The organism is Kitasatospora sp. NPDC059160 (assembly GCF_042755465.1).
Classification (GTDB): Bacteria; Actinomycetota; Actinomycetes; order Streptomycetales; family Streptomycetaceae; genus Kitasatospora.
In genome coordinates this window covers 1-14,836 of record NZ_JBHZCN010000099.1, presented here as the reverse complement: position 1 = coordinate 14,836, position 14,836 = coordinate 1, and the positions used below count along the sequence as shown (strand labels likewise).

Here is a 14,836-nt window from a genome sequence, read left to right as displayed (position 1 = left end):
TGACCGCCCGTCACCAGCGGGTCGGGGGTGCTCCGGAGGGTCTGCCGCAATTCCCTGCTCCGTCCGTTCGGGCCGCCTGGTGCGGGATGCGAGTCTCGGTGAGACGGCATGAGGATTCGATGAGAAGTGCGGGCGCCCCTGCTGGTCCGCGGCTCGCTAGGTCGAACGCAACGCGTCCGTCGGTGAGGCCTTGGCCGCGCGCAGGGCCGGGTAGATCCCGGCGACGGCGGCCACCAGGACCGACACCAGTGGTCCGGCGACAAGGACGGGCAGAGGGATGGTGGCGGGCCAGCCCTGGGCGAGGGCGTAGCCGTAGACGGTGAGGCCGCCCAGCAGCAGGCCGGCGAGGCCGCCGAGCAGGCCCATCAGGACGGCTTCGAGCAGGAACTGGACGGCGATCTGTCCGCCCCGGGCGCCCAGTGCGCGGCGCAGTCCGACCTCGCCGCGGCGCTCCATCACACTGACCACCATGGTGTTGGCGATGCCGACGCCGCCGACGAGCAGGGCGACCGCGGCGAGGGCGAGGACCAGCCCGGTGAGGGCGTTCTTCGCCTCGGACCGGGCCGTGAGCAGGTCGGAGGGGCGGCTGACGGCCACGGTGTTCGGTCCGGCGGGGTTGGCGGTGGCCGCGGCGACGGCCTGGACGTCGGGGACGCGTTCGGGATAGGAGCGCAGGTAGACGGTGGCGGCGGTGCCGTCCGCGCCCAGGTGGGCCGTGGCCTGGGGCCAGCCGACCAGGGCGGCGGTGCCGATCTCGGGCGCGAGTTCGTTCGGGGCCAGGATCCCGGTGACGAGGAACGACTGTCCGCCCAGCCAGACCCGCTCACCGGGAGCGGTGACGCCGAGCCGCTGGGCGGCCCGGTCGCCGAGGACGGTCACGGGCAGGTTCTCGCTCGCCGCGTCGAGCCAGCGTCCGCTGCGCACGGTGGTGTGCAGGACGTCGAGCAGGTTGAGCCGGGCGGCGAGCACGGTGAGGCTGCCGGTCTGCTGCGGCGGGACGAGGTCGTTGCGGTAGACCTGGGCCTTGGTGGCCCCGGTCGCGGTCACCTGCTGGACGGGGGCGATGTCGGCGAGCATCTTCTCGGCCGTGGGCGGCAGTGGGACCGGTTGCTGGTCGGCGCCCTTGCCGGGGGCGACGGTGAGCAGGTTGGAGCCGAGTTGGTCCAGGCGGGCCAGCAGGTGGGCCTGGTTGGAGAAGGAGATCCCGGTGACGGCGATGACGGCGGCGATGCCCAGGCAGATGCCGAACGCGGACAGCGCGGAGCGCAGCTTGCGGGTGCGCGGCCCGATCATGCCCAGGCGCAGCAGGTCGGTCGGGCGCAGCCGGCTGCGGCGCGGGCGGTGTTCGTGCTGGGGGCGGTGTTCGTGGCGCGGGCGGTGTTCGTGGTGGGGGGTCACAGGCCGGCTCCCGCGGGGTCGGGGTGGCGCTCGTCGAAGTCGATCCGGCCGTCGTGGATGCCGATGCGCCGGGGGAAGGAGGCGGCCAGTTCGCGGTCGTGGGTGATGACGACGACCGTGGTGCCGTCGGCGTTCAGGGTGCGCAGCAGGTCGACGACGGCCGCGCCGGAGACGCTGTCCAGGGCGCCGGTGGGCTCGTCGGCGAGCAGGAGCGCGGGGCGGCCGACGAGTGCGCGGGCGATGGCGACGCGTTGCTTCTCGCCGCCGGAGAGCTGGTCGGGGCGGTGGTCGAGCCGGTGGCCGAGCCCGACGTCGCGCAGCGCCCGGGCGGCGTCGGCGCGCCGCAGTGACGCGGGGGCGCCGCTGTAGAGGAGGCCGGTGGCGACGTTCTCGACCGTGCTGAGTCCGGGCAGCAGGAAGAACTGCTGGAAGACGAAGCCGATCCGGTGGGCGCGCAGGGCGGCCAGTTCGGGGTCGGAGAGGTCGGACAGGTCGCGGCCCTCGAAGCGCAGTCGTCCGGTGGTGGGGCGGTCCAGCGAGCCGAGCAGGGCGAGCAGGGTGGACTTGCCGGAGCCGGAGGGGCCGACGACGGCGAGGAGTTCTCCGGGGGTGACGGTGAGGTCGATGCCGTGCAGGATGCGCAGCGGCGGTGACCCGGGGTACTCCTTGGTGACGGCGGTGAGTTCCAGGACGGGGGGCGCCGTGCCGGTCTGCGCCGGGGACTGCGCCGCGGGCTCGGTGTGCGGGTGGTGGGGCGTCACTTCGGGATCACCACCTGGTCGCCGCCGCGGACGTCGCCGTTGATCTGCGCCTTGGCGTCGGCGACCAGGCCGAGCTGGACCTTCACGAGCCGGGTGGTGGCGTCGGCGCCGGCACCGTCGACGACCCTGACGCCGTAGCCTCCGCCGTCCAGGGCGACCAGCGCGGTGACGGGGACGATGAGCGCGTCCTCGGCGGTGTCGCCGACCACGTTGACGGTCACCGAGGAGGGTCCGGCCTGCTGGGCCTTCGCCTGGTCGTCGAGCGTGATGGTGACGGTGGTCTTCTCCGGGCCCGCGCCGCCGGAGCCTCCCGGGCCGGCGTCGCCACCGCCCCCCGCGCTCTCCCGCACCAGGGAGCGGATGCGCCCGCTGATGGTGGTGCCGTCGGCGAGCTTCACCACGGTCGGGCCGTTGGGCTTGAACCGGGAGAGCTGGTTGTCGGCGGGCTTCACGGTGGCGACGAGGTCGGTGCTGCTCACGGTGAGGATCGCGGTGGTGCCGACGGCCGAGCCGAGTTGGGCGCCGACCTGCTGCACCCGGACGGCCTGCTGCGGCAGCATGACGACGCTGCCGAGGGTGACGGTCCCGGTCTGCTGCGCGCCGAGGGCCTTCTGCCAGCGTTTGACGGCGGTGGCGGTGCCCTCGGTGAACTTCCGGTCGGCGGCCAGGCCGAGTCCGTCGGCGTAGCCGAGGTCGATCAGGTTGCGCTTGAGCTGTCCGACGTCGGGGCCGTCGCCGACGCCGGGGCCGAGGTCGCGCCACAACGGCCGTTCGCCTCGCAGCAGTACGACGGCCTGACCGTCGACCTCGTAGAGCTTGCCGCCCGCCTTGACCACGGAGCCCACGGCCGGGAGGGCGGTGAGGGTGCCGTGGCCGGCGCCGACGACGGGGGTGGGGGCGTCGTAGGCGAGGGCGCCGCCGACCTGGATGCCGCTGGACAGCGATCCCTTCTGCACCACGACGGTGTCGTGGTCGGGGGCGGACTGCCCGGCGGTGGACGTGCGGTGCTCCCAGGGGCGGGTGACGGCCAGCGTGCCGGCGCCGGCGACCGCGGCGACCAGGGCGAGCGAGACGACGGCCCTGCGGCGTGGGCCGCGGGTGCGGGCGGGCGGTGCGTCGGCGGGGGCTGCGGGGGCGGGACCGACGGGTTCGGTGCTGTGGTTCACGGTCACTCGCCGATGTGGTAGCCGGGCATCGGGAGCTTGCCGCAGGCCGGTTGGATGGCGTCCCACTTGGCCATGTCGAACGAGGCCCGGGGGATCTCGAGGATGCCGTTCTTCGGGTCGGGGTCGGGCAGGTCCGGATAGCCGTTCTTCCGCGCACAGGCGACGAACGCGCGGGCCATCTCGACGAACCGCTCGTGGTTCTTCAACGTGACCTGGTGGATCCCGGGGACCTTGGCGTCGCAGATCTTGGCCGCCGGCTCGTAGTCGCCGGCCGATCCGGAGTCGGTCCCGGCGGCCGGGACCCCGATGTTGCCGTCCTTGTCCTGCTGGACACCGGTCTGACCCTGCTGGTGCATGCAGTCCACCCACGCCTTGCGGACCGCGTCGTCGTCCTGCGGCGCGCTCTTACCCCCGTTGCCGTCACCCGCCACCCGAGGGGCCTGGTCGGCCGAGGAGCACCCGCTCACCATGAGCGCCACCGCCACGGCGGTCGCCGCCAGTACGGCCCGTACGGTCGTCTCGGTACGCATGTCCTGCTCTCCCTGCTGGAGTCGGTGCTGACCCCAGCAGTTCTACGGACCGGCCGGTGAGCCACCGGTGAGCGTGCGCCTAACCGTCGGCTAACGCCCACCGGGGCATCCTTGATCCGCCGGGCCGCCGCGTGTGCCGCAGCCGCGGCCCCCAGCGGATCCGAGCGGAGTGGGACCAGATGCGAGTACTGATCGTCGAGGACGAGCGGGAGCTGGCGGCGATGCTCGCCGAGGGCCTGCGCGCGGAGGGAATGGTCTGCGACATCGCCCACGACGGCGCCCGCGCGCTCGAAATGACCGCCGCGGCCGACTACGACGTGCTGGTCCTGGACCGGAACCTGCCGCGGCTGAGCGGGGACGCCGTCTGCCGGGCGCTGGACACCGCCGGCTACCCGGCCCGGATCCTCATGCTCACCGCCGCCGGCAGCCTGTCCGACCTCGTCGACGGCCTCGGCAAGGGCGCCGACGACTACCTCGCCAAGCCGTTCTCCTACCTCGAACTGGTCGCCCGGCTGCGCGCGTTGGCCCGCCGCACCCCCACCGGCACCACGGTGCTCAGCCGGCACGGCATCAGCCTCGACACCGTGCGCAGGGTCGCCGAACGCGACGGCCGGCCGTTGCGGCTCACGCCCAGGGAACTCGGCGTCCTCGAACTGCTCCTGGCCGCGGACGGCGCCCCGGTCGCCACCGAACAGCTCCGCGACAGCCTCTGGGACCCGGCGCTGGACCCCGCCACCACGGCCGTCCGGGTCACCGTGCACTCGCTGCGCCGCAAGATCGGCGAACCACCGCTGATCACCCACGACCCCGGCTACGGGTACCGGCTGTGAGGCGGCCCCGCACCGGACCCCGCACCGAACCCCGCACCGGCCGCCGACCTGCCCCGTACGCCCTGCCCCTGCGCACCAGGCTGACCCTGGCCACGACCGCGCTCTTCGCCACCCTCGGCTGCGGCCTGCTCCTGCTGGACTGGTTGAGCGCCCGCCAGCTCCTGGAAGCCAACCGCCGCCTCGTCGTCCCCGCGCTCGAACTGGCGAGCCCGGCCCCGGTGGAGCCCGGCCCCACCGGCGTCCCCACCGACGTCCCGTCCGGCATCCCGTCCGGCACCGACACCGTGCCCGCCGCACCCACCACCCCCGCCCAGGGGTTCGCCGACTTCCAGCACACCGTCCTCGCCGACCTGCTGACCCGCTCCCTGCTGCTGCTCGCCGCGTTCACCGTCCTCGCCGCGCTGCTCGCCTGGTGGGCCGCACGCCGCTCCCTGCGCCGCCTCCACCAGGTCACCGCCGCGGCCCGGCGGATCGGCACCGGCCGCGCCCTGGACGAACGGCTCGGCCTCACCGGCCCGCACGACGAGGTCCGCGAACTCGGCGACACCTTCGACGCCATGCTCGACCGCCTCCAGCACAGCTTCACCGCCCAGCGCCGCTTCACCGCCCACGCCTCGCACGAACTGCGCACCCCGCTCACCCTCCAGCGCACCGCACTGGAGATCCCGCTCGCCCAGGGCCGCGTCCCCGCCGACCTGCTCCCCGCCCTCCGGCGCGCGCTCGACGCCAACGCCCGCACCGAACGCCTCATCGACGCGCTGCTGACCCTGGCCCGCGGCGAGAGCGAGCACCTCACCCCCCACCCCGTCGACCTCGCCGACACCGCCGGGCACGCCCTCACCGACCTGGCCGACGAGACGGCCGCCGCGGCGGTCACCGTCACCACCGCCCTCGACCCCGCACCCGTCACCGGGGATCCCGCCCTGCTGCGCCAGGTCGCGCTGAACCTGCTGGCCAACGCCGTACGGCACAACCACCGCGACGGAACGGTCACCATGACCACCGGCACTCGCGGCACCCGGGCCTTCATCGAGGTCTCCAACACCGGGCCGACCCTGGATCCGGACGAGTTCCCCGCCCTCTTCGAACCCTTCCAGCGCGGCCCGGAGCACCGCACCGAAGGCGCGGGGCTGGGACTCGCCGTGGTCCACGCCGTCACCCTCACCCACCACGGCACCGTCACCGCCGTCCCGCGCCCCGACGGCGGCCTCACCGTCCGGGTCGAACTCCCGCTCCGCGATGCCCCGGAGACCGGGAGCGGCCCCGCCTGAGGACGGGGCGCCGCCTCGACGAGCTGACGGCGATCGTCCGGAGCGCGCCGCCGTCACGGCTGCGGCGTCACGGCGCCTTCGTCGGGGTGTCGACGAGGAGGTCGAAGGCGAGGCCGCTGGAGCCCTCGCCGCGCCCGGCGCCGCGAGCGGCGCCGAGCCACACGCAGACCCGTCCGTCGCGCCACCTGGTCCGGTGGTAGGCGACGGTGAGGCGGGTGCCCGACTGCGGCACCTCCTCCTGGTTGACGAAGTACGCGTGCGGCGTCGTCGCGTCCAGCCCCTCCCGCAGCAGCGAGGTCCTCGGCTGGACGGGCGGCAGGGCGGCGACGACGTCGGGCATCGCCGCGCGCTGGAGCTGGATCGTGCGGTTGTCGCCGGGCACGTGCACCGGGATGAACGGGATCCAGTTCTCCGGGACGGAGTTCATCGCCTCGTAGGCGATCGGCGCGAGCGGCCCGTCCGGTGGGGCCGGCGGGTGCAGCCGCAGGTGGTACGCCTGGATCTCGGAGGCGACCTCGCTGCCCCGGCGGCCCTCGCCGGTGGCCTGCGGGACGGTCAGTTCGATGCCCCAGACCAGGTCGGCGTTCTCGTCGCGGACCAGCGACACCTCCTCCAGCGACGGGCCGTCGGCGATCTTCGGCACGCTCGCGGGCAGCAGCAGGCCGGTGTCCGCGGCGGTGGCGGGGCCGGCGCCGACCGTGTCGAGGGTGAACATCGACCAGCGCTGCCAGTCCTCCTCCCGCCCGGTGCCCGCCGGGGTGATCCACAGCCGCTGGCCGAACACGTCGGTGATCGCGAGGCCCTGGATCGACGCCAGCGTCCCGACCGGCAGCTCGCACGGGAGCTGGAACCAGTCGTTGCTGTAGACCAGCGCGAACTCCAGGAAGATCAGCCGGGCCAGGTCCGTGCTGTCCGGCGACACCGCGGCGAAGTTGGTGCCGCCGTCCTCCACCGCCCACCAGCGCGACAGCGGCATGCCCGAGTAGCGCAGCCGCGCCGGGAACACCGTGCGGTTGATCGGCGGGGGCGGCGGCTCGGTGCCGCCGACCGGGGCGGTCGGGTCGTTCGAGAAGGCGTACCAGTCCAGTTCGCCGCCCGGGTACTCCCGCGCGGTGAGGACCTTCTCGGCCCCCGAGGGGTCGGTGCCGGCCACCGAGAACCGGTGCTCCAGGCGGCGCGGGTCCCAGGCGTCGTCCGCCTGCGGCTGGTCGATCAGGTCGTCGAACCAGGCGACCAGGCCGTCGCCGAGCGCGTCGAGCGCGGCACCGTGCAGGTGCAGCAGGTCGTCGACGCCGTCCGAGGCGCGGCCGCCGTCCTTGATGTGCCGGTAGAGCAGGTAGCCGTCCATCCGGCGCCCGGCGACGGCTTGCAGGGTCGCCCAGACCTCCGGGTGGGCGACCCGGGGGGCGTCGCCGTCCCGGGTCGGGTCGGGCAGGGCGACCGGGTACAGCCGGACGTACTGGCCACGGAAGTCGAAGGCCACGCTGCCCAGCAGCGGGTCCCGGCCCAGCAGTTTGAGCCACCGCCGGCCGATCGACAGCCGCAGGTCGAAGGCGATCCGGTCGGCGCCCGCCACGAACGGCACCGCGCGCCGCTCGGCCAGGGTCTCCAGCGGCCGGTCCGGCGGGAGCGGTTCGGCGGCCCCGTCGGCCGGGCGGAAGCGGCTGGGCCGGGCACCGGCGATCGAGTAGGTCGCGGTGACCGGGGAGCCGGCGTCGCTGCCGCGGAACTCGCCGAGCTGCCACTGCCGGGTCAGCAGCCAGAGCGGGTCGCGCACTTCGGCCCGCAGCGCCCGCGCGAAGTCGGTGGTGCGCGGCCGGCCCTCCAGCCGGTTCCAGATCCCGACGGTCGGCCGGGCCCGGTCGGTGAGCGCCTGCGCCAGGTCGTCGATCCGGGGCTCAGTCATGGGCGGCCTTCCAGCGCTGGTTGGCGATCGCGAGGTCGGTGGAGATCGTGATCGGCTGCCGGGTGGCGGACAGGACGGTGGCCGGCAGCAGTTGGGCGTAGGCGGTGCCGTCGAGGTGCTCGGGTTCGACGCCCCGGGACTTCGCCAGGTCGAGGGTCTCCCCGATCGCGGCGATCAGGTCGTCGGTGTCCCAGGTGCCGGTGCGCACCGGCGGCACGACCAGCAGCATCGCCTGCGGCGGTTCGGAGTCCGGCCCCTGGTAGTGCACCGCGATGCCGGTGGTCTCGCGGTCGGCGGGGACGACCTCCGTCCACTCGTCGAACAGCAGGCCGACCCGGGTGGGCGGGGGGACGAGCGGGTCGGGTGCGTAGTGGGCGGTGAACAGCACCTTGTCCTCGGTGATGGTCGTGCCGGGGGCGAACTCCATGGCCAGCCAGTGGTCGTCCGGCCGGTACGGCAGCTGGATCGGCGTCAACTGCGGTTCGGCGGAGCCGAGCAGGTCGCCGAGGAGTCCGCCGGGCCCGCGCAGGGCGTCGCTCAGCAGGACGGCCTTCTCCCACAGCCGGGGCTTCTCGCGGACCCGCGCGATGCCGTGCGCCCAGTCGTCGACGGGGAAGTCCCGGCCGAACGGCGGCCGGGTGAGGTGCCGGACGAGCTTGTCGCTGTCGCCGAGGGCGTTCTTCCAGTCCGCGGCGAGCTGCGGGTCGGGGGTGAACTCCGGTACGGCGAGGACGTCCTGGCCGAGGAGGGCCTTGAGTGCCTCGATCGCCGCGCCGACCTGGTCCGGCCCGGTGACCGCCGCGTCGTGGTCGGCGAGGGCCTTGTCCGCGGCGGCGAGCCGGGCGAGGATCTCGGTGCGCAGCGCGTTCGCGCGGTCCAGCAGGTCGCGGCCGAGCAGGACGACCCGGTCCTGGAAGGGCTGGAGGCTGAGGTCGGTCGGGTCGAAGTCGGTCAGCGGGAGCTTCGCGGCGACCTCGGCGAGCAGCGCGCCGAGCGTGGTGCTGGCCGTCCCCGCCTGCGCCCTGAGCGAGCGGAGCTTGAGGTCGAAGGCCTGCCGCCGGTTGGCGACGACGAGGCGCAGCTCCGCGGGCCGGGCCGGCAGCGGCGCGGTGGGCCGGGTGGCGATCAGCCGTTCCGCCTGTTGCAGCAGCCGGAAGCGCTCCGCGTCGGAGGTGCCGGCCGGCAGCCTGTCGTAGCCGGCCAGCAGCGCGTCGGCCTTGGCCAGGGCCGTGGTCATCCGGGTGGCGGCCCCGGCCACGGCGGTGAGCACGTCGGTGAAGACGCCGCGGCGCCACAGGGCGAGTTCGCTCCAGCCGCTGCGGACCGTGCCGAAGCCGGAGGCCGTGGTGACCAGGCCGGCGTACCCGGTGAGCAGGGTGTCGATGCCGGCGAGGATCTTCGGGCGCTGGGGCGGGGCGCCCGCCGGGTAGAGCGGTGCGAGCGCGGCGAGGTAGGTCTCGACGTCCTTGCGCAGGGCGTCCAGGGAGGCGCGTACCGCGGCCGGGCGTTCCCGGGGCAGCGAGACGGCGGTGTCGGCGGCCCGGTCGGCGGGGGCGGGCCCGGCGGCGGGCACCAGGTCGCTGGGGCGCAGCGGCCGGGCGGTGGTCAGCAGCGAGCGCAACGCGCCGATCAGCGGGGAGAGTTCGAAGAAGGTGACGGGGTCGAGGACCTGGCCGGCGGCCGGGCCGGTGATCCGCTCGGTGTAGCGGATGGTCAGTTCGGCGTCCGGCCGGGGGTTCTCGGCGGTGATGACGACGCCGACGATCCGGTCGTCGAGGTCGGTCATGGCGCTCTCGCCCGCCGGGCGCAGCGCCCAGAGCAGGTCGATCGGTTGCAGGCCGGTGTCGGCCTGGCTGACGGCGCGGCTGCGGGCCAGTCCGGTGACCGGGTCGGTCCAGGTGACCAGGGCGACGACGGAGGTGGGCGGCGGGAGCAGGGTGGGCAGCCAGGCGTTGACGGCGGGTTCGGCCTGGGCGCGCGGGGTGGTGCGGGTCAGCGGCGGCACGCCGTGGTCGGGGGCGAGGCCGGGGGTCAGCCGCAGGCCGAAGCGGTGGGTCAGGGTGGTGCCGCTGCGGGGTGTGGTGACCACGGCGGGTTCGGGGGGCAGGCCCTCCTTGGCGTACGCGTCGAGGGTGGTGGAGGCGCGTTCGTGGTTGCCCAGCAGCGCCTGGTGGGTGCTCTCGGCGACGGCGAGGTCGGCGAGTGCGTCGTGGACGTCCAGCAGGTCCTGGACGGCCTGGTCGACGACGGCCTGCTGGTCGGGGTTGACCGCGGGGAGGCCGTCCAGGCCGAAGGGGTACGTGGCGGAGACGTTGTTGCGGGTCACGTGGCGCACCAGGGCGAGGCCGTCGACGACGTTGTGGGCCTCGATCTGTTCGATCGCGAGGGGTTTGGACGGGTCGGGCCGGTCGGCCTGCTGCGGGACGGTCTGCGCGATCCGGCCGGCCCGGAGGGGGAACCTGAGGCGCAGGGCGGAGATCAGGAAGTCGACCTCGGCCCGTTGGTGGCTGTCGTGCAGGGCGCGTTCCAGCCGGTAGCCGAGCAGGGCGCCCAGGGACTGGCCCTGTCGCATGCCGTCGAGCAGGCCGAGCGCGATCCGGACCCGCCCGGAGCTGAGGTTGACGGCGAACGAACCGGGGTTCTGCGGTGAGCCGTTGGCGAGGTAGCCGGCGCGCAGGACGGCCGCGGTGCGGGCCTGGCCGGGGGACGGCGCGTGCAGGTGGCCGCCGTTGCGGTCGTCGTGCACCAGCGGTTGGCCGCCCTGGAAGACCTGGGCGAGCGGGCCGGTCAGGGTGACGGGGGTGAGCTGTGTCCCGCTGGGGCGGACGGACTCCAGCCAGCCGTACGCGCCGAGGTGGAGGCCGCGTTCGGCGGGGGCGGTGCCGTCGGGGCCGTACCGCAGTTCGGCGAGCCGTTCGTTGGCCAGGCCGAGGCGCCAGGCGTCGAGCCGGTAGGTGGCGCAGTCCAGGTGTTCGGCCAGGACGCGTTCCAGCCGGGCGGTGGGCAGGGTGGCCAACAGGTCGAGGGCGGCGGCCTGTTCGGCCAGCCGGGCGGTGCCGGGGGCGGTGCCGAGGACCCGCGGGATGTGGTCGACGACCAGGCGGCGCGGGTCTCCGGTGATCTCCGGTGCGGGCGAGTAGAGCCGCCGGAACCGGCTCTCGCTCGGGAGGGTGCGGCCGGGCGCCGGGATCCTGATGTGGATGAACGCCGGGTCCGCCGCGGCGATCTCGGCGGGGCTCGCGATCCGGGCGGCGATGGCGAGTTCGGTGGCGGCGTCCGCCCAGCCCAGCAGCAGCGCGTGGCGCAGCAGCAGGTAGAGCAGCGCGGACGGCCGGTCGTCCGCGGGGAAGCCGGCTTCGGTGCGGATGGTCTCCAGGTCGGTGCGGGCGTGTGCGGCCAGCCACTGGAGGTAGTTGGCGCCGTCGGCGGTGTAGGGCCGGACCGGGTCGGTCTCGGAGAGCGGGCGGTCGTCGACGGAGGGGGCGAGCAGCGGGTGCTGGGTGTCGACGAAGAGGCGGCGGATCAGGTCCGGGTCCTGGGCGGGGCCGCTGTCGGGGTAGCCGAAGCGGGTCAGCAGGGCGCGGATCGGGCCGGGCATGTTCAGCCGTTCCAGGGCGGGCAGCACGGTGGAGCCGAGCGCGCCGAGGTTCTCCCGGTTGAAGACGTCCTCGACGCTCTGGGCGTACCGCTGGTAGTACTCGGCGGAGGTGGGGTGCAGGGCGAGGATGTCCAGCAGGTGCTGGTGGGCGTCGTCGGCCCGGCCGCCGAGGTGGGCGACTCCGGCGGCGGCGGCCTGCCAGTCGGCGGCCGCGGCCTGGAGCACGGTGTGCAGGCCGCGCCGGTGGGCGGCGGTGGGCGCGGTGTCCGGCCAGGCGAGCCGGGAGAACGCGGTGGTGGGCAGGATGCCGTAGGGCTGGCGGCCGATCCGTACGGTCGGGACGGGGCCCCGGCCGGAGACGTGGCGGAGGTGGAACTGCCGGGTCTGCTCGACGACGTCGCGGCCGAACACCGGGTGCAGCGTGGTCTGCAGGTGGTAGCCCCAGGTGGCGGGCCACAGGGCGGTGTGGGCCGCGCGGGCGTCGCGCTGGTCGGTGCCGTCGGCGTTGGGCATTCCGGCGAGGTCGGCGGGGTCGATGCCGAGCAGTTCGGCGAACCACTGGCCGTCGGTGCGGGCCGTCCAGTCGGTCCCGGCGGGGGCGGCGCGCAGTCCGGCGGCGGAGCGCAGGCCCGCGTCGGCCTCCTGGGCGCGGTCGAGGCCGGCGGGTGCCTGGGTGGTGTTGTTGGTGGGGGTGCCCTGGGGCAGCAGGCTGAGCCCGGCGGGGCTGCGGAGTTGGCGGGTGAGCAGGGCGGTGAGGTCGGCGGCGGACTGGTCCGGGGTGGACTGCCGGCGCAGGCCGAGGACCACCAGCCGGTCGAGTCCGCCGGCGAGGTCGGCGGTCAGCGGGATCCGGAAGCCCATGCCGACCGTCACGGCCCGGTCGAACTCGATGAGCCAGCGCAGTGCGTCGGGGACGGTCAGCACGCCGGTGCTCTCGTCGACCGTCAGGTCGGTGGAGGTCGGGTCGGGGCTGACCGGCAGGCTCGCCGGGACGGGCCGGCCGTCGATGTCGACGACCTTGCGGCCGCCGGCCCAGCCCAGCACCCGGAAGCGGTCGGGCAGCAGGCCGGCCCTGGCCGCGACCGTCCAGGATGTGGGGGCGATGCCGTCGGCGGGTGGGCGGGGCACGACCAGGAAGGCCACCAGTGCGGTGCTGCCGGTGTCGAGCGGGGCCGCTTCGATCCCGGCGGGCCGGCGGGCGGCGATCGCCGCCGCCCTGGTCGGGCCGACGGCGGCGAGCAGCGCGGTGTCGGCCGCCCGCAGAGCGGCCCGGTCGCCGCGGGCGCGCCAGACCGCCGTCCAGTGGTCGACGGTGGGTTGGCGGTCGGCCGCGGGGAGCGCGGTGTCGCTGCGGACGACCAGCACGGTGGTGCCGGCGGGTACCGGCACGGGCCGGTCGGCCGGGTCGGCCGGCCGGTGGTCGCGCAGCAGCCAGCCGGCCCGGCCGGCGGCGATCCGGCCGACCAGTTCGTGCCAGGCCGCCCGGTCGCCGACGGGGTCCCCGCCGGTGCGCCACAGGGCCGTCCAGTACGCGTCGAGGGCGGAGAGTTCGGCCTCGGTGGGCCGGGGTTCGAAGGAGTCGACCGCCCACTCGTCGGGGAAGACGCGGACCAGCAGGTCGGTCGCGGTGAACCTGGTCTCGATCCGTACCGGGCCGAGCAGGACGGGGTAGTCGTCGCTCAGGGCGTTGTCGGCCATACCGGGAGCATCTCCTGTGCGTGGATGGCGACCATGACCGGCGCCCGGAAGAGGATGTAGGCGATGTCGGCCGAGCTCAGCCGGGAGTACCAGAGCGGCAGGGCGCTGTCCTCGGTGCGCTGCTGCTGCTTCTCCAGTTCGTCCGGGGAGCCGTCGAAGGGCGCGAGCGGGACGTGGGTGGCGTCGGTGAACTCGACGAAGCCGAGGTGGTCGGGGTCGACGTGCTGCCAGGTGAGGTCGTTCCAGACCTTGACGGGCGGCAGCGGGCCCTCGGGTTCGTCGACGCCGAAGCGCGGTTCGCCGGGGCGCTCCTTGAGGACGAAGAACCAGCCGGGGTCGCCGGGGGGCCGGCCGCGGGCCTCGGCGGCGTCGAGGTCGAAGCCGAGCAGGTAGACGTCGGGTTCGACCTTGGCCTCGTAGAGCGGCAGCCGGATCAGCTCGGCGGTCGGGTGGTCCTCGTCGGGCAGCGGCGCGGGGACGCGCTCCCCGGTGGTGACCGGGTTGCCGTCGGCGTCGAGCGGCCAGGCGGCCCGGTGGGCGTACACCGCCGTGTTGGGGTACTTCTTCAACAGCTCGCCGCGGATGACGAGCACCAGGTCCTCCTTCTGCGGGGTGCCGGGCGGCTTCTGCGGGGTGCCGGGCTGCTGCCGGTTGTCGTTCTGGCCGAGCAGCGCGGCCGGGCCCCAGCGGTGGACCGGCTGGATGTCGTACAGCCGCTCGCGGCGCTCTTCGGGGGTCTCGCCGAGCTGCGGGAGCGCCGCGCGCGGGTCCCAGAACTGCCGGAACGGGGTGCCGCGTTGGTCGGTCGGGTACTCGCGCCAGAGCAGTTCCCGGGCCATCTCGTGGTTGAGGCCGACCAGGAAGGACTCGATGAACCGGCGGTTGTTGGCCAGCAGGGTGATCGAGTTCGCCGGGATCAGGTCCAGGTGGGGGACGAACACCTCCACCGAGAGGTCGATCAGCGACTGGTACATCGGCAGGTCGATCACCGGGTAGGCCATCGCCTCGATGAACTCCTCGGCGAAGGGCCGCAGCCGCTCGGGCACGTCGACGGAGCCGAGCAGGCTCCTCGGGACGGTGGTGTCGGAGCGCAGCCGGGCGAGCACCGCGTCGGTGGTCCCGGCGACGCCGAGCCGCTCCCGGGGCACCGGCCGGCCGACGGCGGCGGAGGCGTCCCAGCCGTCGTAGAGCTCGTGGAGCGCGCCCTTGTACCGCTGGGCCTCCGGGCTGTCGACGGTGCCGCCGGTGGTCGGCGGGACGGGGTCGCCGATCTCCTTGAGGACGAAGTCCGGGCTGTTCGGGAGGGAGCCGACGGGGTTGGTGGTCCCCTGGGCCGCCCGGGCGCCGCTGCCGGGGTGGAGCACCTGGTCGAGCTGGCCCGGGGTCACCAGGGCGGCCGGCTTGACCTTGGGCGCGGCGGCGGTGACCGCGCCGGTGGCGGCGTCCATCCGGGGCACCAGCGCCTCGCGGGGCTGCTCGGGCGGGAAGGTCAGCGAGCGCATCAGCCGGCCGCCGGGGCGGGTGAGCCGGCGCATCGCGGCGGACAGCGGGGCCGCCGCGACCTGGCTGGCCGCCACCTGGAAGCCGACGGCCAGTTGCTCCGTCAGTGGCTCCGCCGTGTCGTCCGCCCCGGCGGGCCGCTGCCCGGCCGCCGGGGCGGCGGCGGGGGGGGGGGGGG

At 74.9% G+C, this 14,836-nt stretch carries 8 protein-coding genes and 1 pseudogene; 2 read left to right on the top strand and 7 right to left on the bottom strand.

Annotation, left to right across the window (positions count from 1 at the left end):
* Positions 1–156: 156 nt before the first annotated feature.
* The 4 genes from ACFXOZ_RS32820 to ACFXOZ_RS32805 are packed head-to-tail and all read right to left on the bottom strand — an operon-like array spanning position 157 to position 3,855.
* A complete protein-coding gene (locus ACFXOZ_RS32820; RefSeq protein WP_380593614.1) occupies positions 157–1,398 on the bottom strand; it encodes an ABC transporter permease in 1,242 nt (413 codons plus the stop codon).
* The gene (locus ACFXOZ_RS32815) at positions 1,395–2,159 is read right to left on the bottom strand and encodes an ABC transporter ATP-binding protein (protein ID WP_380593613.1); all 765 of its coding nucleotides are present in this window, start codon (positions 2,157–2,159) and stop codon (positions 1,395–1,397) included. The genes ACFXOZ_RS32820 and ACFXOZ_RS32815 overlap by 4 nt, the downstream gene beginning before the upstream one ends.
* Entirely contained in the window at positions 2,156–3,331 is a 1,176-nt protein-coding gene (locus ACFXOZ_RS32810; RefSeq protein ID WP_380593612.1) for a peptidoglycan-binding protein, read from the bottom strand. Before ACFXOZ_RS32810 ends, ACFXOZ_RS32815 begins: the two co-directional genes overlap by 4 nt.
* The gene (locus tag ACFXOZ_RS32805; RefSeq protein ID WP_380593611.1) at positions 3,328–3,855 is read right to left on the bottom strand and encodes a hypothetical protein; all 528 of its coding nucleotides are present in this window, start codon (positions 3,853–3,855) and stop codon (positions 3,328–3,330) included. Before ACFXOZ_RS32805 ends, ACFXOZ_RS32810 begins: the two co-directional genes overlap by 4 nt.
* A 179-nt stretch (positions 3,856–4,034) precedes the next feature.
* On the opposite strand from ACFXOZ_RS32805, the gene ACFXOZ_RS32800 reads away from it, so the two are divergent.
* Together ACFXOZ_RS32800 and ACFXOZ_RS32795 are read left to right on the top strand one after the other, a co-directional pair.
* Positions 4,035–4,685 (top strand): response regulator transcription factor, encoded by a 651-nt coding sequence (locus ACFXOZ_RS32800; protein WP_380529706.1) that lies wholly within the window; start codon positions 4,035–4,037, stop codon positions 4,683–4,685.
* Positions 4,682–5,956 (top strand): sensor histidine kinase, encoded by a 1,275-nt coding sequence (locus ACFXOZ_RS32795; protein ID WP_380593610.1) that lies wholly within the window; start codon positions 4,682–4,684, stop codon positions 5,954–5,956. Before ACFXOZ_RS32800 ends, ACFXOZ_RS32795 begins: the two co-directional genes overlap by 4 nt.
* A gap of 67 nt (positions 5,957–6,023) precedes the next feature.
* Here the strand turns inward: ACFXOZ_RS32795 and ACFXOZ_RS32790 are convergent, their stop codons facing one another.
* The 3 genes and pseudogenes from ACFXOZ_RS32790 to ACFXOZ_RS32780 form a co-directional block, all read right to left on the bottom strand.
* Entirely contained in the window at positions 6,024–7,862 is a 1,839-nt protein-coding gene (locus ACFXOZ_RS32790) for a hypothetical protein (protein ID WP_380593609.1), read from the bottom strand.
* A complete protein-coding gene (locus tag ACFXOZ_RS32785) occupies positions 7,855–13,158 on the bottom strand; it encodes a hypothetical protein (RefSeq protein ID WP_380593608.1) in 5,304 nt (1,767 codons plus the stop codon). Before ACFXOZ_RS32785 ends, ACFXOZ_RS32790 begins: the two co-directional genes overlap by 8 nt.
* A pseudogene (locus ACFXOZ_RS32780) lies at positions 13,140–14,836 on the bottom strand (hypothetical protein); the annotation flags it as partial. The gene ACFXOZ_RS32785 and the pseudogene ACFXOZ_RS32780, both read right to left, overlap by 19 nt.